This window comes from Phyllobacterium sp., from assembly GCF_037994405.1.
GTDB lineage: Bacteria > Pseudomonadota > Alphaproteobacteria > Rhizobiales > Rhizobiaceae > Phyllobacterium.
In genome coordinates this window covers 1-17,783 of the sequence record NZ_JBBNAN010000454.1, presented here as the reverse complement: position 1 = coordinate 17,783, position 17,783 = coordinate 1, and the positions used below count along the sequence as shown (strand labels likewise).

Below are 17,783 nucleotides of genomic sequence, written 5' to 3'. Positions count from 1 at the left end.
TGTCCGCCTCCCGAGTTTATCGAGGGGCGGAAACCCGGCCGTTGGTTTGCCAAAGCAAACCAACCAGCTTTCAAACCCGCTGGTCGAATTATCCGCATTTGGAGAGAAATGCGGTTCGACCAGTGGGACGGGTGAATTCGGGCCAAATCCATGGGCTTCGACTTCGTCCGATGGGTAAACATCGGCCTCGCCAAACCCCTCGACCTTGACCACGAATTCCCTCCGGCAGAGCGCGTCCTATTTGTCACAAGACGCTCTATCATGTTGACGATAAATCGAAAAGCAGCACACGCAGTTTTGTACGGTTGCTTTTGCACGCGCAAACATTGTATTGCGCAGAACCTAATGCGTTCAAACTTGGTTTTCTGGAGGTTGTCTCAATGTTCGTAACTCCCGCATATGCGCAGGCGACGGGTGCCGGTGGTGCACCGGAAATGCTCATGAGCATCCTGCCGTTCATCCTGATCTTTGTGATCATGTACTTCCTGATCATCCGCCCGCAGCGTACTGCAGCGAAGAAGCGCGAAGAACAGCTGAAGAATATTCGTCGCGGCGACACAATCATCACTGGTGGCGGCTTCATTGCCAAGGTGATCAAGGTCTATGACGATACGGGCGAACTGGACGTTGAAATCGGCGACGGCATCAAGGCGCGCGTGGTGCGCGGCATGGTTGCCGACGTCCGGGTCAAGGGCGAGCCGGTTGCCGACAACAAGAAATAAGGCATAGTTACAGAGCGGCTAAGGAGTCGCCCTGTTGATTCTAGGTTCGAGGGTCGGGACCGTATGCTCTATTTTAGCCGCTGGAAGACTATACTCATCTGGGCTGTGGTCCTGGCAGGCGTCATCCTGGCACTGCCAAACGTCTTCACGCAGGACCAGCTGGTTAAATTGCCGGACTGGCTGCCAAAGAAGCAGCTGGCGCTGGGGCTTGACCTCGAGGGTGGCTCGCGCATTGGCCTGCAGGTCGACAAGGATCACCTGCCGGACACCGATGCAACGGTCGCAGTCCTCAGCCGCCGCCTTAGCGAGCTCGGCTACACAAATCCCAATGTCGTTAGCCAGCGGAACGGCCGGGTGCTGGTGGAAGTCCCTGGCCTTTATGACTCACAGCTTCTCAAGGACATATTGAGCCTTACCGGCCAGCTTAGCTTCCGCATGGTCGATGCCTCAATGCCGGTACAGCAAGCGATCGACGGAACGCCGCCGGAAGGCGATGAGGTAATCTATTCGTTTGACGACCCGCCGGTCGGCTATCTCGTCAAGAAGGAACCTCTGGTTTCAAATAAGAATTTCGTCGATGCGCAGGCCGGGATTGATACGGCGACGCAGCAGCCCGTCATTACCTTCAGGCTGGACAGCATCGGCGCTGACCGCTTCTCAAAAGCGACCAAGGCAAATGTCGGGCAATCCTTTGCGATCGTTCTCGACAACCAGGTGCTATCGGCGCCTGTCATCAGCGAGGCCATCCCCGGCAACACCGGCCAGATTTCCGGCAATTTCGATCTTTCGGGCGCAAGCAACCTGGCGCTGGTCATGCGGGCAGGTGCCTTGCCGACAGACGTCACAGTGATCGAAGAGCGTACGATCGGAACGGATCTGGGTTCGGCAGCGGTTGCATCCGGAAAGATCGCAGCCCTTATCGGTGCCGCGCTCGTTATTCTCTTCATGCTTTTGACCTATGGGTTCCTCGGCGTCATCGCGAGCATTGCCGTTGTCGTCAACGTGATCCTCATTCTGGCGGTGCTGACGCTGTTCGGTGCGCCCCTGACGCTAGCCGGCGTTGCGGGTATCGTGCTTACTATCGGGATGGCGGTGGACTCGAACGTGCTGATCTATGAGCGCATCCGCGAGGACAGGCGGGCAGGCTTCTCGGTCATTCAAGCCATCGATTCCGGCTTTTCCCGCGCTCTGGCCACGATTGTCGACGCCAATGTGACCACGCTGATTGCTGCACTCGTGCTGTTCATTCTGGGCAGCGGGCCTGTGCACGGTTTCGCACTGACGGTAACGATTGGTATCGTCACGACGTTGTTCACGACATTCACGCTGACACGCTGGCTCATCTCGATGTGGGTCCAGCGATCGAAACCCAAGGAAGTTCCGCGCGCACCGCTGAAGCTCGTGCCGAACGATACCAAAATACGATTCATGAGATTGCGCGGTCTAACGCTTGGCTTTTCAGCATTGTCGAGCATTGCAGCGATCGTCCTCTTTGCCTTGGTAGGCATGAATTTCGGCATCGATTTCAAGGGCGGAACGATGGTCGAGATACAGTCGCATGAGGGAGCGATCGATCTCGACGATGTTTACAGCAGGCTCGATGAATTGAACATTGGCGAGGTCAAGATCGAACCGTTCAAGTCGGACGACCGTGCCTTGATCACCGTGGGCAGTCAGGGCGAAGGCGAGAACGCCGAGCAGACCGTTGGCGTCAAGATTCGCGGCGAATTGCAGGATGATTATGATTTCCGCCGTATTGATGTGATCGGTCCGTCGGTATCAAGCGGACTGTCTCAGGCCGGGGCGCTTGCTGTCGCCCTCTCCATCATAGCGATCTTCGCCTATGTCTGGTTCCGATTTGAATGGCATTTCGCCCTTGGCGCTATCCTTGCCACGATCCATGATGTGGTGCTGCTGCTTGGCATGTTTGTGATCTTCCAGATGGAGTTCAATCTCTGGAGCATCGCCGCATTGCTGGCGATCGTTGGCTACTCGCTCAACGATACTGTGGTTATCTACGACCGTGTGCGTGAAAACCTGCGCCGGCACGATGGCAGCAAGCCGCTGTCGGAAATTCTCGATGCCTCGATCAACCAGACACTGTCGCGTACGATCCTGACCTCTCTAGCAATGTTCCTGGCGCTGATCGTCCTCTATGTTTATGGCGGTGATGATATAAGATCGTTCGCAATAACGATCGCTGTCGGCATTGTGGTCGCGACTTATTCCTCGATCTTCGTGGCCGGCCCGCTGCTGATGCTGTTCGGCCTAAAGGGTCGTGACGTGGATGCACCGTCGACGGCGGCTTCCGAACAGAACGGAGTGTAGACGAGTGGCCAAGGGCATTGAAATCCGGGACGCCCATTTTCCCGGGCGCGCACCGATCGATGCCTATGGCAATGGCGGTTTTCGCTTCGCCGACATGTCGCATCGTGGCTCCATCCTCTGCCTGCCTTCCGGCATTCACGGCTGGGCGCCGAAAACGCTTCCGATTCTGACGGTGGCGGACTTGTCGCTGGTACTGGAGCAGGCTGCTGACATCGAAATTCTGCTTGTCGGCACCGGACCCGAATTGCGGCGCCTGCCGCAGGAACTGCGCGACGAATTGCGCAAGCATCGCATATCGGCCGATCCGATGAGTACGGGTGCGGCTGTCAGGACCTATAACGTGCTCCTTGCGGAAGATCGCGCAGTTGCTGCTGCACTGATTGCTGTGGATTAATTCGGCACATCCGGATATCTCAGCCGCATGAACGCCAATGAAAACCACTGTATGCAATTCCTGCGGGATGCGGATCCTGATCGCTATCTCTCTGTCCTTTATGCACCGGATGAGAAACGCGGGTCCCTGGCTGCGCTTTATGCGTTCAACGCGGAGATTGCGCGCATCCGTGACCTGATCCACGACCCGCTGCCAGGCGAGGTGCGGCTCCAATGGTGGCGTGATCTGATCAATGGCACAGAACATGGCGCAGTCTCCGGCAACCCGGTCGCCGCAGCACTCCTGGACACAATCAAGACTTATGACCTGCCGCGAATTGCCTTCGAGAATTATTGCGAGGCGCGCATCTTCGACCTCTACGATGACCCGATGCCGAGCCGGAACGATCTGGAAGGTTATTGCGGCGAAACAGCGTCAGCGCTGATCCAGCTGGCATCGCTGATCCTTGATGCAGATGCGGCTCCGTTAAATGCAGATACTGCGGGTCATGCTGGCGTGGCGCAGGCTGTGGCGGGACTGTTGCGGCTCCTGCCGCTGCATCGGCGCCGACGCCAGGTGTATATCCCGGCGGATATTCTCGCCGCGGTCGGCGGCAGCGCGAAAACCTTGCTGGATGGCTCTGACAAAGCCGCGACCCAGCGTGCAATCGATGCGATGATTGCACTTGCCGAGGATCATTTTGCCAAATTTGAAGTAACTGCAAAGGCGCTGCCGGCGACGTTACGCCCAGCCTATCTGCCCGTCGCACTCACGCGTACCTATCTGAAGAAGTTGAAAGCCAATGGCGCCGACGCGGCCGACGAAGTTGCGGACATTTCGCCGCTCCGCCGCCAATGGGCGATGTTCATGGCATCGGTCCGGTAGATCTACTCTGCCGCCTCAGCAATCACCGGGAGGCCGAGCCAGGAGCGGCAATCGGCAAGGGCACGCGCGCTTATGGCGCGCTTCTTGGCGTTTGATTTCTCCTTGCCACGCAGCCGCTTGCCCTCGGATTTCGGTGCCTCGATAGGCGGGAACAGGCCGTAGTTGACATTCATCGGCTGAAAAGAGCGCTTGCCCGGCTCTTCGTCAGTGACGATGTGACCGCCGGTGATGTGCCCGAGCAGCGCGCCGAAAGCCGTCGTCGGCGGAGGCGGCGTGACAGGCTGGCCAAGGCATTCGGCAGCAGCAAAGCGCCCGGCGAGCAAGCCGATGGCAGCGGATTCCACATAGCCTTCGCAGCCTGTGATTTGGCCGGCAAAGCGCAGGCCTGGACGGCTTTTCAGCTGCAGGGTCGGATCAAGCAGGATCGGCGAGTTCAAATAGGTGTTGCGGTGGAGGCCGCCAAGACGCGCGAATTCCGCATCCTCCAGCCCGGGTATCATCCGGAAAATCTCGGTCTGCGCGCCATATTTCAACTTGGTCTGGAAACCGACCATATTGTACAGCGTGCCAAGGGCATTGTCCTGCCGCAGCTGAACCACCGCATAGGCCTTGACGGTGGGGTTGTGTGCGTTGGTCAGGCCCATCGGCTTCATCGGGCCGTGACGCAGGGTTTCGGGCCCGCGTTCGGCCATCACCTCGATCGGCAGGCAGCCGTCGAAATAGGGCGTGCCTTCCCATTCCTTGAATTCGGTCTTGTCGCCAGCAATCAGCGCCTGAACGAAGGCCTCGTACTGCTCCTTGGTCATCGGGCAGTTGATATAGTCCTTGCCGTTGCCGCCTGGTCCGACCTTGTCATAACGCGACTGGAACCAGCAGACATTCATGTCGATCGAATCGAAATGCACGATCGGCGCGATAGCGTCGAAGAAGGCGAGGGCATCCGCACTGGTTTCCCTGCCGATTGCTTCGGCGAGCGAAGGAGCCGTCAGCGGGCCAGTGGCAATGATCACCCTGTCCCAATCGGCTGGCGGCAGGCCGGTGATTTCCTCACGCTCGATGGTAATCAGCGGATGGGCTTCGAGCTTTGCCGTTACGGTTTGGGAGAAACCATCACGATCGACCGCAAGCGCACTCCCGGCCGGAACCTGATGCGCATCGGCAGAAGCCATGATCAGCGAGTTCGCGAGCCGCATTTCGGCATGCAGGACGCCCACCGCATTGGTCTTTTCGTCGTCCGAGCGGAAGGAGTTGGAGCAGACGAGCTCGGCCAATCCCTCCGTCTTGTGCGCGTCTGTGCCCCGGATGGGCCGCATTTCGTGCAAGATGACAGGAATGCCAGCTTCGGCAAGCTGCCATGACGCTTCGGAACCGGCGAGCCCGCCGCCAACAATATGTACAGGTTTGTTCGACATGGCTCTCCAATAAACTCTTTGGTGCCGGGCTTCAATGTGCAAAAGCCGCCGCAGATGATCTGCAGCGGCTCTCTTTGACTTCAAGCCTTGTTTCAGGCGCTGGCCTTGTCGAGTTCGGCGATATCGTCCTTGTCGAGTTCGAGCGATGCGGCCTTGACCAAGCTCTCCAGCTGCTCAAGCGAGGTCGCGCTGGCGATCGGGGCGGTGACACCTTCGCGCTGGATGATCCATGCCAGCGCAACTTCGGCCTGTTTCGCCTTGTGCTTGACGGAAACAGCATCGAGCGCGGCCACAATACGAAAGCCGCGCGGGTTGAGATAGTCTTTCACTCCGCTGCCGCGAGCGCTTTTGCCGAGATCGGCTTCGCTGCGGTATTTTCCAGAGAGAAAGCCCCGCGCGAGGCTGAAATAGGTGATGACACCAATATCTTCCGCCATGCATAGATCGCGCAATTTGCCGTCGTAGCTCTTGCGGTCGTAAAGGTTATATTCCGGCTGCAGAACGTCATAGCGCGGGAGGCTCTTTGCCTCCGATACATCCAGCGCTGCTTGCAATTGGTCGGCGTCAAGATTGGATGCGCCGACTGACTTGATCGTGCCCGCCTTCAACAATTTGTCATAGGCGCCGAGGGTTTCCTCATAGGGCGTATCGGGATCCGGCCAATGCGAGAGATAAAGATCGATCGCGTCAACCTGCAGCCGACGCAAGGAAGCCTCAGCCGCCTTGGCAATGTAGGCGGGTGAGAGGTCCTTCTTGCCTTGCCCCATATCCGAGCCGACCTTGGTGATGATCGCAACCTTGTCGCGCGCATTGCGCGATTTCATCCACTCGCCGATGATGGTCTCCGATTCGCCGCCTTCGTTCCCCGGCACCCAGCGGGAATAGGCGTCGGCGGTATCGATAGCGTTGAATCCGGCGTCGACGAATCGATCGAGCAGATCAAACGATGTTTTCTTGTCGGCAGTCCAGCCGAAGACATTTCCGCCAAAGACCAATGGCGCGATGGAAAGGCCGGTGCGGCCAAGACGACGCTTTTGCATGGAACATACTCCCGGGGAATCCAAGGTGGGATTGTGCATGTAGGGAAGAACGGACAGCGTTTCCACCCCGCTGCGCAATCAATGTCAGCAACCATAACTTCCAAATTCGGTAGGCTTCGGCAGAAGCCCTTGTTACAGTCGCCGCATGTACCTCAGATCAAGTAGCTCCCAGTTATTCCTCTTCTTCGCCGTTCTGTGCGCCACATCATCAACGGCGCAAGCGCAAAGTTTTCGTGTCTGTCATGGCTATGGCTGTACCTTCCAGACATCGGTGACATTGACCGGAGCAGATCGCTCGAGGATTGCCTCCATCATGGCCAGCGGCAGCAAATCAGCGGAAGCAGAGCGGGCTGCGATCCGGCGCGCCGTACAGGTCTTCGAGCGACGTAGCACACAGGTTATCGGTGTTGCCGACCGGCCGAAAATGCAATTCGGCAAGGGTCGCCAGAGAGGCCAGATGGATTGCGTCGACGAATCCACCAACACCGATCATTTTCTGCGCTATCTGCAAAGTGCGGGGTATCTGCGCTTTCACACCGTCAGCCGCCGCGATGCGCGGGGGAGCTTTTTCGACGGCCGCTATCCACATTTTACAGCTGTCTTGAAGGATGGTTCGGGCACTTTGTGGGCCGTCGATTCCTGGTATGAGCCTGCGGGCGGTCCACCGGATGTCATGCGCTTGGCGGAATGGAAGGAGAGAGGCTACGGCGGCGTCCGCTGACGAAGCCCAGAAACAACAACACCCACCGCGGGAGGAGGTGCGGTGGGTGCCGTTTTGTAAAGACCGGCTGGGAGGAGGAGTGCCGGTCTTTGATCGCGGGAGCTCCGGGAGGAGGATGAGCTCCGGCGATATTCTTTAATGCGATTAGCGTACTGCGGACTTCTTGGCGACGAACGGGATGTCCGAACGGGCAATGCCCAGATCGCTGAGTTCGCGGGTCGACAGACGGTTCAGCTCGGAAACCGTGTCACGATAACGGCGCCAGTTGCTGTAAGAGCGGATAAGGTTCATTTCATTCACCACTTCGGTTCGTTGTTTGATTGATCACTCTTGATCGTTGAGTGGAAGATAGTGGATCACTTGCGAAAGTTGCAGAGCCAAGTTTGCAGATCAGCTATGCAAATGCTGCATTGCAATATTAATCGATCTTAATTGTTGCATCGCACAAGTGTCATCTTTGCGACGATCGACCGAATCGAGCCATAATTGCGTTTTGTCGGATGCTGGCGTTAGTTGATGACAGACAAGTGATTGAGGAGCGGCCCGTGGCGATTTCCTTCGGCGTTAGAAAACACATTGCTCGCTGGCAGCAGGATGGCTTGATCGATGACGCGGTCGCCGATCGCCTGCGCAAGGATATCGACAACAGGGGCTCCGGCTTCGGGCTTGGCGGCATTCTTGCGCTCCTTGGTGCGGTGCTGCTTGGCGCTGCCATCATTTCGCTCGTGGCGGCCAATTGGGAGGCGATGCCGCGGCTGTTTCGCGTCGGTCTCATCATGGCGGTGCTTTTCATTGGCTATGTCGGCGGGGCGTGGCGCGAAAGCCGTGGCGACAAGGTCTTTAGCCAGGCGCTCTATTTGACAGCAGCAATCACCTTCGGCGCCGGAATTGCACTTGTCGGCCAGATGTATCATCTGTCGGGTGAAGCCTCAGACGCCGCCTTGCTCTGGGTAGCTGGCACCATGGTTGCCGCGCTGTTCCTGCGCGCGCCCGTTCTGGTTTCGGCAAGTGTGGCGATTAGCGGCTTTTACCTTTTCTGTTCGCTTGAACCGGCCAACTCCGAGCGGCTCAGCTATCTCTGGCTGGTGCCGATCCTCGCTTTCATTTGCGCCGGGCTTGTCTGGTATACGAAGGGGAAGGCGGCCCGGCATCTCATCGCCCTCCTATCGATCACCTATGTCTTCGTCGTCCGGTTTGACCTCGACCGTGTCGGGATCCTATGGCTTGCTGCCATCGCCGGAGGTGCACTTTTCCTGGCGGATGCATTGCGCAATCGCGCACTCGAACGGCTGACAGGATGGGCCGAGGCCATCGGCGCCTATGGATTCATCATGCTGCTGCTGGCGTTGATCTTCTTCCAGTTTGACGAGTTCAGCGAAGGCGTCGCCAACCAGGTCGTCATCGGCTTTGCCATTCTCGGCTGTTCGATCGCCGGTCTCGCGCTTTCTGGTCATCGCAATCTCGCGGTTCGCTGGAGCGCCTATACGGTGTTTTCGCTGGAAGTACTTTATCTTGCCTTCGAAACCATCGGCACGATGATCGGTACAGCCAGCTTCTTCCTCAGTGCGGGCATACTGGTCCTGCTGCTGGCAGCCTTTGTCATGCGGATGGAGCGCCGGCTTCAGAGAAAGAGTCCGAAAAGCGAGGTAACGGCATGACTTTAAAGATCAATCGATACCTCTGGCTTGGCGCTGCGGTTGCTGTTCTGCAGTCCGGTGCGCTTTACGCCATGGTTGCCCAGCATGCCTCCATCCTGCGCAATGGGACTGATATCACGCTCCTGTCCGAGCCGGTAGACCCGCATGATCTGCTGCGCGGCGATTATGTGACGCTCGGCTATGGCATTTCCAGCCTTGAGGCTGGCAAGGTCAGCGGAACGCCGCCTGCCGTGGACGGAATGACGGATATCTATGTGACGGTTAAACAAGGCGATGATGGCGCCTGGATATTCTCCGCTGCTTCTTGGCAGAAGCGTGAAGAGCTTCAGGCGGGCGAAATCCAGCTGCGTGGTCGCACAATGAGTTACACCAACGCGACGGTCTATCACCAGCTTCGTGTGACCTATGGCATCGAACGCTATTACGTGCCGGAAGGCCAGGGCAGGGTGATCGAGAGCCAGCAGCGGGAGCGCAAGATCGAGGCGGTGATTGCCGTCTCGCCCAGCGGCGACGCGCAGATCCGCGCGCTCAAGGACGATGGCAATGTTCTCTACGAAGAGCCGATCTACTGATCGATTGCACCGGTTCTCAAGGTCGCAAATATTGCTGTCTATTGTCGGCCTTTTTCCTTTGACCAGTGGGAGGAGGATGATATAGAGACCGGCGCTCGGGGTGCTGTCGCACCTTGATCTGCGGATATGGCGAAATTGGTAGACGCACCAGATTTAGGTTCTGGCGGGAGACCGTGGGGGTTCGAGTCCCTCTATCCGCACCAAACAAAATGATCTTCATAAGTTGATTCAACCAATAAGCTCAATCGGATTTCGAGCCGAGTTTGCCGAAGTAAAAACCTACAATGACCAGCCATGTGGTGGAATGATTTGCGGCAACGAAATCTCCGATCCGCGATAAAGGCTCGCGCATACAATTCCGATCACGATCAACGTCATGAGAGTTGCGATCAATCCAGAGATCGCCTTTGAATCGGCAAAAATCCACGACACTAAACGAATGCATCTCGCCGATAGTGCTCAAAAAGATCGCATCAAATCCATAAACGTCGATGCTGGTTCCATGGACATGCACCTTGTTTTCGAATTTGGGGCACCTCTACGTCAATCGTCCATCAAGCTTACGTCTACCTGTTTTAGCGTCCGTCGGACGTCTGGCGCGAGTTTGACCAGCCCCGCGCCATCTTAGTTCAATGCGCTGCTGTCTCCGCCTCCAACTCCACCGCCTTGGGTTTCCTCCCAAACGCCCTTAGTGCGACGTAGAAGACCGGTGTCAGGAACAGACCGAAGAAGGTGACGCCGAGCATTCCCGAGAACACCGCCGTTCCCAATGACTGGCGCATTTCCGCGCCGGGGCCGGTGGCGATCATCAGCGGGACCACGCCGAAGATGAAGGCGAAGGCCGTCATCAGGATCGGTCGCAGGCGCAGGCGGCTCGCCTCGATGGCCGCCTGGACAGGGCTTGCGCCTTCTTCCTCATGCTGACGCGCGAATTCGACGATCAGGATGGCGTTCTTCGCAGCAAGGCCGATCAGGACGACGAGCCCGATCTGCGTCAGGATATTGTTGTCCATGCCTCGCAAGCTGACACCTATGAGCGCGGCAAGAACAGCCAGCGGCACGATCAGGATGATCGCAAGTGGCAAGACCCAGCTTTCATATTGGGCGGCGAGGGCGAGGAAGACGAAGACCACCGACAGGGCGAAAATGAAGATGGCCGTATTGCCGGTACTTCGTTCCTGGAAAGCCAGTTCCGTCCAGTTGAAGGTCGTGCCGGATGGCAGTGTTTTCGCGGCGAGGGCCTCCATCTTGTCAAGCGCATCGCCGGTGGATACTCCAGGGGCCGGATTGCCCTGCAGCGGCACCGACACATACATGTTGTAGCGCTGCACGAGCGAGGGACCGGTCGTATCCCGGATCTCGACAAGTGTGCCGAGAGGAACCAGTGCGCCGGTCGCCGAGCGCACCTTCAGCGCCAGAATGTCCGCCCGTTCCATGCGGTATTGCTGATCCGCCTGCGCCCGCACTTGATAAACACGGCCGAAAGCATTGAAATCATTGACATAAGACGTTCCAAGATTGATCGACAGTGTATCGAAGATATTGGGAATGGGCACATTCAGTGCGCGCGCCTTGTCACGGTCGATCTCAAGGAAATATTGCGGGCTCGATGCCGAGAAGGTGGTGAAGACGCCGGTGAGACCGGGTGTCTTGTTGGCTTCTCCCATCATCTGATAGGCGAGACCAAGCACGCGGCGCATGTCGGAACTGTCGCGATCGAGCAACTGCATCTTGAAGCCGCCGGAATTGCCCACACCCCGGATGGAGGGAGGTGGAACGGCGATAATAAAGGCTTCCTGGATGCTCTGCAGGCTGCCATACAACTTGCCGATGATCTCATTGGCGGTCTGCCCGTGTTTCAGCCGTTCTTCAAATGAATCAAACGGCGCAAATACCACGCCCGAGTTGGAAGCATTGGTAAAGGTGGCGCCATTGAAACCGGCAAAGGCAACGGCGTTCTTCACACCCGGCACGCTCCTGACGATTTCGGATGCCCGCTTGATCACAGCGTCGGTACGCGACAGCGACGCCCCGTCCGGCAACTGGACCACCACGATCGCATAGCCTTGATCCATGGTGGGGATAAAGCCCCGGGGTACGGATGTTGCCATGTACCAGGTTGCCCCGAGAAGGGCGGCGAAAACCAGAAGGCAGGCTATCAACGCGGTTGCCGAGCCGACAAGGTGCTTGATGATCCAGGAATATCCCGTTGCCATCTTGTCGAACCCGGTGTTGAAACCATTGGCAAGTGTTCGGCCGAACCGGGCCAGCGGATTTTGGGATTCCGCATGACCGTGTGGGCGCAAGACGATCGCTGCAAGCGCCGGCGAGAGCGTCAATGAATTGAGCGCGGAGATGGCCGTTGCCACGGCAATTGTCACGGCAAATTGCAAATAGAACTGGCCGGTAATGCCTGGAATGAAGGCAGTCGGGACGAAGACCGCGATCAGCACGAGAGAGATCGCAACAACGGCCGTACCAACTTCATCCATTGTCGTATGTGACGCTTGCTTGGGCGTCATGCCCGCCGCGAGGTTTCGCTCGACGTTTTCAACGACGACAATCGCGTCGTCGACCACGATACCGATGGCGAGCACCAGGCCGAACAGCGTCAGCATGTTCAGTGAGAACCCGAACGCCAATAGGAGCGCCAATGTGCCAATGAGCGACACGGGAATGGCGACGATGGGGATGATCGCCGTGCGCCACGATTGGAGGAAGACAAGCACGACGAGCGCAACCAGGATCACCGCTTCGAGGATGGTCTTGTAGACCTCGTTGATCGATTCAGAGATGAATTCCGTCGGGTTATAGACAATGTCATAGGTCAACCCGGCCGGGAAATCCTTGGCTAGATCCTGCATCGTCGCCTTGATTACGTCGGCCGTCGCGAGAGCATTGGTCCCTGGACGATTGAAAATACCCAGAGCGACTGCCGGGCTGCCGCCCAGATAGCTGTTGGTGACGTAGTCTTTCGCTCCAAGTTCAATGCGCGCCACGTCCTGAAGTTGAACAAGACGACCACTTTCTGTAGCCTTTACAATGACATAACGGAACTGTCTCGCATCGTTGAAGCGGCCTTGTGTCGTCACGGTGTATTGGAATGCATTTGTTCCAGATGATGGCGGTCCGCCGATGGAACCACCGGAAACCTGCACGTTCTGTTCCTGCAGCGACTGGACGACGTCGCTAGCCGTCATGCCATACGCTGCCAGCTTTTGTGGATCAAGCCAGATGCGCAACGAGAATTCGCGTTCGCCGAAGATGGTCAAATCGCCGACACCGTCGAGCCGCAACAGCACGTCGCGAATGCGGGTACGCGCATAGTTCGAAACGTAGAGCTGATCGTAGCGGTTTTCCGGCGACAGAATATGCACCACCATCATCAGGTCCGGTGAGCTCTTCGTCGTCGTTATGCCAAGCCGGCGCACTTCTTCGGGCAGGCGCGGCTCGGCGATGGAGACACGGTTCTGCACCAGAACCTGTGCCTTATCGAGATCGGTGCCGAGCTTGAACGTGATTGTGAGAGACATCGAGCCATCGGCGGTCGAATAGGACGACATATAGAGCATGTCCTCGACGCCGTTGATCTCCTGCTCGATAGGTGTCGCCACCGTATTAGCAATGGTTTCCGCGTCCGCACCCGGATAGGACGTCCGCACTACGATGGTCGGCGGCGCGATTTCCGGATATTGCGCAACGGGAAGCTGCGTATAGGCGATGCCGCCGACGATCAATAAAACGATGGAAAGAACGGATGCAAAGATCGGCCGGTCGACGAAAAAATGCGCGAACCTCATTGGCCGGCCTCCGGCGCCTTTACTTCCGGCGAAAGCACGACGAGCTCGGGCTTCACCTTGGAGCCGGGGCGGATGCGCATCAGTCCATTGACGACAATGGTCTCGTCACCGGTCATGCCGCTGCGAATGACCCGGTAGCCATATTGCTTCGGCCCCAATCTGACGGGCTTTGGCGTGACGCTACCATCATTACCGACGACGTAGACAACCCGTTCGTTCTGATCCGAGCCGATTGCTTCGTCGGGGATCAGGATGCCCTTGTACTGATTGGATGCGGCCACTTCGACCCGGCCAAATAGCCCCGGCTGCAGGATGAACTTGGGATTGTCGAAGCGGGCGCGAACGCGCATCGTTCCGGTTGCCTGATCGAGCCGGTTTTCGGCGAAATCGAGTCTGCCCTTGACCGGCGGTTCATTTGAATCGGTCAGCTTTACAGTTACCTCAAGACCGCCGCCGCCTTCCTGCAGATCGCTTCCGTTTTCGCGGGCAGTCCGGGCATAGGCGAGGAGGCTGCGCTCATCGACATCGAAGTAGAAGTCGATCGGATCGAGCGAGACGATGGTCGTCAGGATCGTATCGTTCGCATTGACCAGGTTACCGACCGAAATGAGCCGCCGGTCTATGCGGCCGGCTTGCGGGGCGCTGATCTGCGTGTACGCAAGATTGAGTTGAGCACTGTCGACAGCCGCCTGGGCACCCGCCACACTGGCCTGGCCAGCGAGGTAAGCGCGCCGCTGATCATCGAGCGTCGATACGGACAGCGTGCCACTGCCGGTGAGCGATTGCGTCCGCTTATACTGCGCTTCAGCATAGGTCAGCGTTGTCTTGGCCACCTCAAGCGCGGCTTGCGCCTGCTGAAGCGCGGTCACGAAAGGACGCTGGTCGATGGTGAACAGGGGGTCGCCTTTTTTGACCAGCGCGCCATCCTTGAAATGAACGGAATCAAGATAGCCATCGACGCGCGAACGGACCGCGACCTGATCGACGGCATCGAATCGTCCAATGAATTCATCGGCATCGATAATTTCGCGCACGACGGGCTTTGCCACGGACACGGGCGGTGGAGGCGGAGCAGCAGCTTCCTGTGCCAGACCGGGCAACGCCGACAGGCCAACGGCTACAAGACCAAGCGTCAGGGTTGAGAAAAGAGTTCGAGACAAGGACAGGCCTCCAGAATTCGAGCGAATCGGAAGCCGAACAGGCTTCGTCCGCATGAACGACATGCCACGCAGGAAAGGACCAATGAGATCAACTGATTGGAACAGTTGGGAGACCAGTTCCGCGGGCGATCAAGTCAAGTAACGCTAGTGCTCAATTTCTATTCAGTGGAGAGTCTCGATGCGATCGGTCGACGGTATCTTGACGGCGCGGTCGGGATTCATCTGCCTCAATTCCCCACGGCGGCAGATTTGCACAGTTCGAAATCGTTGTCACCTTGCAATCGTGAGTGGCAGACGGCTCGCCCTTCCGCAATTTCGCCAGTCCAGAAGGCTCCACCATTGATTTTTGCATTGAGTGGAAGTAAAGGGAGCGACCAGTCGGTAAAGGTGCAATTTCTTCCGCAACTTTGTGCCACATTCTGTGATACAATCTGTGCCACAAATCGAGAGTTGAGTTAGAAATAAGACAATAAAATCAACGTGGATGGCAGGAGCTGAGCTTGCTGCATCCGCACCGTAAGCCACGATGGCAGACAGTTTTTCTCCCGCAATTTGGCAGTGAGCCGGCGACGGCGGGACAAATGTTAAAAAAGTGAAGGTTTGGACATGCAGGTTACTGAAACGCTCAATGAAGGGCTGAAGCGCGAGATCAAGGTCGTTGTTCCGGCCAAGGATCTGGAAGCAAAGCTTTCCGAACGCCTCCAGGGCGCAAGCGCCAAGGCGCGCATCAACGGCTTCCGCCCCGGCAAAGTGCCTATGAGCCATCTGCGCAAGATGTACGGCAAGTCGTTCATGGCTGAAGTCGTCAACGAGATCCTGAGCGATTCTTCACGCTCGATCCTTGCCGATCGCAACGAAAAGTCTGCAACGCAGCCCGAAGTCGTCATGACCGAGGACGAGAAGGAAGCTGAAAAAGTTCTGAGCGGTGAGGCCGATTTCGAATTCTCGCTGAACTATGAAGTTCTGCCGGCGATCGAGCTCAAGGATACTTCGAAGATCAGCGTGACCCGCGAAGTCGTCGATGTGACCGATGAGGAAGTCGAAGAGCAGGTCAAGCGCGTTGCAAGCTCCGCCCAGACCTTCGAGACGAAGAAGGGCAAGGCCGAATCCGGCGATCGCGTTACCATGGATTACCTCGGCAAGGTCGATGATGTTCCTTTCGACGGCGGCGCCGATACGGACGCAACGCTCGTTCTTGGTTCCGGCCAGTTCATTCCTGGCTTCGAAGATCAGCTGATCGGCGTCAAGGCTGGCGACGAAAAGCAGATCAAGGTGACGTTTCCGGCGGAATACGGCGCAGCGCACCTTGCAGGCAAGGACGCTACCTTCGACATCACCGTCAAGGAAGTTGCCAAGCCCGGCGAACTCGAGATCAATGACGAGACTGCCAAGAAGCTTGGCATCGAAAGTGCCGACCGTCTGCGTCAGGTCATTCGCGAGCAGATCGAAAGCCAGTACGGCACGTTCACCCGTCAGAAGGTAAAGCGTCAGATTCTCGATGCGCTCGACGGCGAATACAAGTTCGATTCGCCGGAACGCCTGGTCAATGCCGAGTTCAACAACATCTGGGCGCAGATCGGTAACGACCTGCAGGAAGCCGGCAAGACCTTCGAGGACGAAGACACCACTGAAGAAGAAGCCCGCGAAGAATATCGCAAGTTGGCTGAGCGCCGCGTGCGCCTCGGTCTCGTTCTTTCTGAAATCGGCAACAAGGCCGGCATCGAGGTAACGGAGGAAGAGCTGCAGCGCGCTGTTTACGACCAGGTTCGCCGCTATCCGGGTCAGGAACAGCAGATCTATGAATTCTTCCGCAAGACGCCGGAAGCCGTCAACAATCTGCGCGCTCCGATCTTCGAGGAAAAGGTTGTCGATCACCTTCTCTCGAACATCAATGTCACCGACAAGAAGGTGTCCAAGGAGGAGCTGATGGCCGACGACGAAGCAGACGCCAAGTCGGATGAAGCCAAGAAGCCGGCCAAGAAGGCAGCGCCGAAGAAGGCGGCAAAGAAGAAGACTGACGACGAGGCATAAGCCTTATCGCTTCGATCAGAAAAAGGCCGCTTCAAGCGGCCTTTTTTATTACAATGAACGGAAAAGGTTCAAGTGAAGCCAGATGCGCTAGACCCGGTACGGTTTATCCAAGCCCATATGCGGATTGCACCGGCACCTTCATTGCCGGAAATCCGCCTTTACACCGCTCATCCAGCAAGTGGCCTGTGGCGTCTTGTCGGGCGTGGGGAGGGCGATAATCCGCTGCCGCCCTATTGGGCCTATCATTGGGCGGGTGGCACGGTGCTGGCGCGATATATCCTTGATCGGCCAAAGACAGTAGCAGGATTGCGCATTCTGGATCTCGGGGCAGGTTCGGGGGTGGTCGGAATCGCCGCAGCAAAATCCGGAGCAAAAGCGGTCCTTGCAGCCGATATCGACCGCAACGCAGTTGCTGCAATAACCGTCAACGCGGTCGCAAATGCCGTCAGTATCACAACCATCTGTGAGGATATCACTCCCGGCGCACCGCCTGCCGTGGACCTTATCCTTGTCGGGGACCTGTTCTACGGGCAGGAGCTCGCTGAACGCGTTGCTGCCTTCCTCGAACGATGCGTCGCCGCTGGCATCGAGGTTCTTGTCGGCGATCCGGGGCGCGCTCATCTGCCCCTTTCAAAGCTTCGCCTCCTGGCCGAATATCCGGTGGCAGATTTTGGAACAGGCAATGAAGCCACCATGGAACCAAGTGCTGTTTATTCATTTGGGTCACCGAAGGCCTAGGGTCACGACTTGCGCAAGCGCAGAATCCTCAAGTGATTGATGGCCGGGAGCCGAACGCCACTATGTGACCGAAGCCGCAAAACGCATCAGGGTCACGGATTGGAGAATGGTCCACGAACCGCAGGCAGCTGTCTGTCCTACGGATGGAAAGGATTTTACCGATCGGCCAACGTGCCGCTCAAAACCTAACCGAACCCAAGGAAGGCCGCCAAATGGTGGTGTCTTGCCCCTTGTGTTCTTTCATTGGAGAACCCTCACATGGGAACATCTGTGTCAAGTTAGTTAAAACATATCGTCATCCTCAAAGTATCGGTTCCAGGGTCCAAGCCCGACTGTGTGACAC

The 17,783-nt window shown here is 57.4% G+C and carries 15 protein-coding genes and 1 tRNA gene; 10 read left to right on the top strand and 6 right to left on the bottom strand.

The window, feature by feature from the left end; all coding sequences use genetic code 11:
- Nucleotides 1-213, bottom strand: a 213-nt coding sequence (locus AAAC48_RS25115; protein WP_340656806.1) for a hypothetical protein, incomplete at its 3' end; no start/stop codon positions are given.
- A 167-nt stretch (nucleotides 214-380) separates the two neighbouring features.
- On the opposite strand from AAAC48_RS25115, the gene yajC reads away from it, so the two are divergent.
- From yajC to AAAC48_RS25095, 4 genes are all read left to right on the top strand, one after another.
- A complete protein-coding gene (gene yajC / locus AAAC48_RS25110) occupies nucleotides 381-722 on the top strand; it encodes a preprotein translocase subunit YajC (RefSeq protein WP_340656805.1) in 342 nt (113 codons plus the stop codon).
- Between the two features lie 63 nt (nucleotides 723-785).
- Entirely contained in the window at nucleotides 786-3,050 is a 2,265-nt protein-coding gene (gene secD / locus AAAC48_RS25105) for a protein translocase subunit SecD (protein ID WP_340656804.1), read from the top strand.
- Nucleotides 3,051-3,054: 4 nt separating this feature from the next.
- Nucleotides 3,055-3,444, top strand: coding sequence for an Mth938-like domain-containing protein (locus AAAC48_RS25100; protein WP_340656803.1), 390 nt, complete (start codon nucleotides 3,055-3,057; stop codon nucleotides 3,442-3,444).
- A 27-nt stretch (nucleotides 3,445-3,471) separates the two neighbouring features.
- Nucleotides 3,472-4,308: a phytoene/squalene synthase family protein gene (locus AAAC48_RS25095; protein ID WP_340656802.1), complete on the top strand. Its 837-nt coding sequence runs from the start codon at nucleotides 3,472-3,474 to the stop codon at nucleotides 4,306-4,308.
- 2 nt (nucleotides 4,309-4,310) lie between these two features.
- On the opposite strand, the gene trmFO is transcribed toward AAAC48_RS25095, so the two are convergent.
- Together trmFO and AAAC48_RS25085 are read right to left on the bottom strand one after the other, a co-directional pair.
- Nucleotides 4,311-5,720: a methylenetetrahydrofolate--tRNA-(uracil(54)-C(5))-methyltransferase (FADH(2)-oxidizing) TrmFO gene (trmFO, locus tag AAAC48_RS25090; protein WP_340656801.1), complete on the bottom strand. Its 1,410-nt coding sequence runs from the start codon at nucleotides 5,718-5,720 to the stop codon at nucleotides 4,311-4,313.
- Between the two features lie 92 nt (nucleotides 5,721-5,812).
- Nucleotides 5,813-6,760 (bottom strand): aldo/keto reductase, encoded by a 948-nt coding sequence (locus tag AAAC48_RS25085; RefSeq protein ID WP_340656800.1) that lies wholly within the window; start codon nucleotides 6,758-6,760, stop codon nucleotides 5,813-5,815.
- Nucleotides 6,761-7,073: 313 nt separating this feature from the next.
- Between AAAC48_RS25085 and AAAC48_RS25080 the strand changes: the two genes are divergently transcribed.
- The gene (locus AAAC48_RS25080) at nucleotides 7,074-7,481 is read left to right on the top strand and encodes a hypothetical protein (RefSeq protein ID WP_340656799.1); all 408 of its coding nucleotides are present in this window, start codon (nucleotides 7,074-7,076) and stop codon (nucleotides 7,479-7,481) included.
- Nucleotides 7,482-7,625: 144 nt separating this feature from the next.
- Here the strand turns inward: AAAC48_RS25080 and AAAC48_RS25075 are convergent, their stop codons facing one another.
- A complete protein-coding gene (locus tag AAAC48_RS25075) occupies nucleotides 7,626-7,772 on the bottom strand; it encodes a DUF1127 domain-containing protein (protein WP_100001090.1) in 147 nt (48 codons plus the stop codon).
- 254 nt (nucleotides 7,773-8,026) lie between these two features.
- On the opposite strand from AAAC48_RS25075, the gene AAAC48_RS25070 reads away from it, so the two are divergent.
- From AAAC48_RS25070 to AAAC48_RS25060, 3 genes are all read left to right on the top strand, one after another.
- Entirely contained in the window at nucleotides 8,027-9,139 is a 1,113-nt protein-coding gene (locus AAAC48_RS25070; protein ID WP_340656798.1) for a DUF2157 domain-containing protein, read from the top strand.
- The gene (locus AAAC48_RS25065) at nucleotides 9,136-9,711 is read left to right on the top strand and encodes a GDYXXLXY domain-containing protein (protein ID WP_340656797.1); all 576 of its coding nucleotides are present in this window, start codon (nucleotides 9,136-9,138) and stop codon (nucleotides 9,709-9,711) included. Before AAAC48_RS25070 ends, AAAC48_RS25065 begins: the two co-directional genes overlap by 4 nt.
- Before the next feature lie 120 nt (nucleotides 9,712-9,831).
- A tRNA-Leu gene (locus tag AAAC48_RS25060) sits at nucleotides 9,832-9,914 on the top strand.
- Between the two features lie 426 nt (nucleotides 9,915-10,340).
- Here AAAC48_RS25060 and AAAC48_RS25055 read toward each other — a convergent pair.
- Together AAAC48_RS25055 and AAAC48_RS25050 are read right to left on the bottom strand one after the other, a co-directional pair.
- Nucleotides 10,341-13,511: a multidrug efflux RND transporter permease subunit gene (locus tag AAAC48_RS25055; protein WP_340656796.1), complete on the bottom strand. Its 3,171-nt coding sequence runs from the start codon at nucleotides 13,509-13,511 to the stop codon at nucleotides 10,341-10,343.
- Nucleotides 13,508-14,620 (bottom strand): efflux RND transporter periplasmic adaptor subunit, encoded by a 1,113-nt coding sequence (locus tag AAAC48_RS25050; RefSeq protein WP_340656808.1) that lies wholly within the window; start codon nucleotides 14,618-14,620, stop codon nucleotides 13,508-13,510. Before AAAC48_RS25050 ends, AAAC48_RS25055 begins: the two co-directional genes overlap by 4 nt.
- Before the next feature lie 657 nt (nucleotides 14,621-15,277).
- On the opposite strand from AAAC48_RS25050, the gene tig reads away from it, so the two are divergent.
- Together tig and AAAC48_RS25040 are read left to right on the top strand one after the other, a co-directional pair.
- Entirely contained in the window at nucleotides 15,278-16,702 is a 1,425-nt protein-coding gene (gene tig, locus AAAC48_RS25045; RefSeq protein WP_340656795.1) for a trigger factor, read from the top strand.
- A 117-nt stretch (nucleotides 16,703-16,819) separates the two neighbouring features.
- Nucleotides 16,820-17,440, top strand: coding sequence for a 50S ribosomal protein L11 methyltransferase (locus AAAC48_RS25040; protein ID WP_340656807.1), 621 nt, complete (start codon nucleotides 16,820-16,822; stop codon nucleotides 17,438-17,440).
- Nucleotides 17,441-17,783 lie beyond the last annotated feature (343 nt).

Excerpts from the sequence above, each read along its gene's own strand:
- yajC (WP_340656805.1), top strand. The coding sequence starts at position 381 with ATGTTCGTAACTCCCGCATATGCGCAGGCGACGGGTGCCGGTGGTGCA.
- secD (WP_340656804.1), top strand. The coding sequence starts at position 786 with ATGCTCTATTTTAGCCGCTGGAAGACTATACTCATCTGGGCTGTGGTC.
- AAAC48_RS25095 (WP_340656802.1), top strand. The coding sequence starts at position 3,472 with ATGAACGCCAATGAAAACCACTGTATGCAATTCCTGCGGGATGCGGAT.
- trmFO (WP_340656801.1), bottom strand. The coding sequence starts at position 5,720 with ATGTCGAACAAACCTGTACATATTGTTGGCGGCGGGCTCGCCGGTTCC.
- AAAC48_RS25085 (WP_340656800.1), bottom strand. The coding sequence starts at position 6,760 with ATGCAAAAGCGTCGTCTTGGCCGCACCGGCCTTTCCATCGCGCCATTG.
- AAAC48_RS25080 (WP_340656799.1), top strand. The coding sequence starts at position 7,074 with ATGGCCAGCGGCAGCAAATCAGCGGAAGCAGAGCGGGCTGCGATCCGG.
- AAAC48_RS25075 (WP_100001090.1), bottom strand. The coding sequence starts at position 7,772 with ATGAACCTTATCCGCTCTTACAGCAACTGGCGCCGTTATCGTGACACG.
- AAAC48_RS25065 (WP_340656797.1), top strand. The coding sequence starts at position 9,136 with ATGACTTTAAAGATCAATCGATACCTCTGGCTTGGCGCTGCGGTTGCT.
- AAAC48_RS25055 (WP_340656796.1), bottom strand. The coding sequence starts at position 13,511 with ATGAGGTTCGCGCATTTTTTCGTCGACCGGCCGATCTTTGCATCCGTT.
- tig (WP_340656795.1), top strand. The coding sequence starts at position 15,278 with ATGCAGGTTACTGAAACGCTCAATGAAGGGCTGAAGCGCGAGATCAAG.
- AAAC48_RS25040 (WP_340656807.1), top strand. The coding sequence starts at position 16,820 with ATGCGGATTGCACCGGCACCTTCATTGCCGGAAATCCGCCTTTACACC.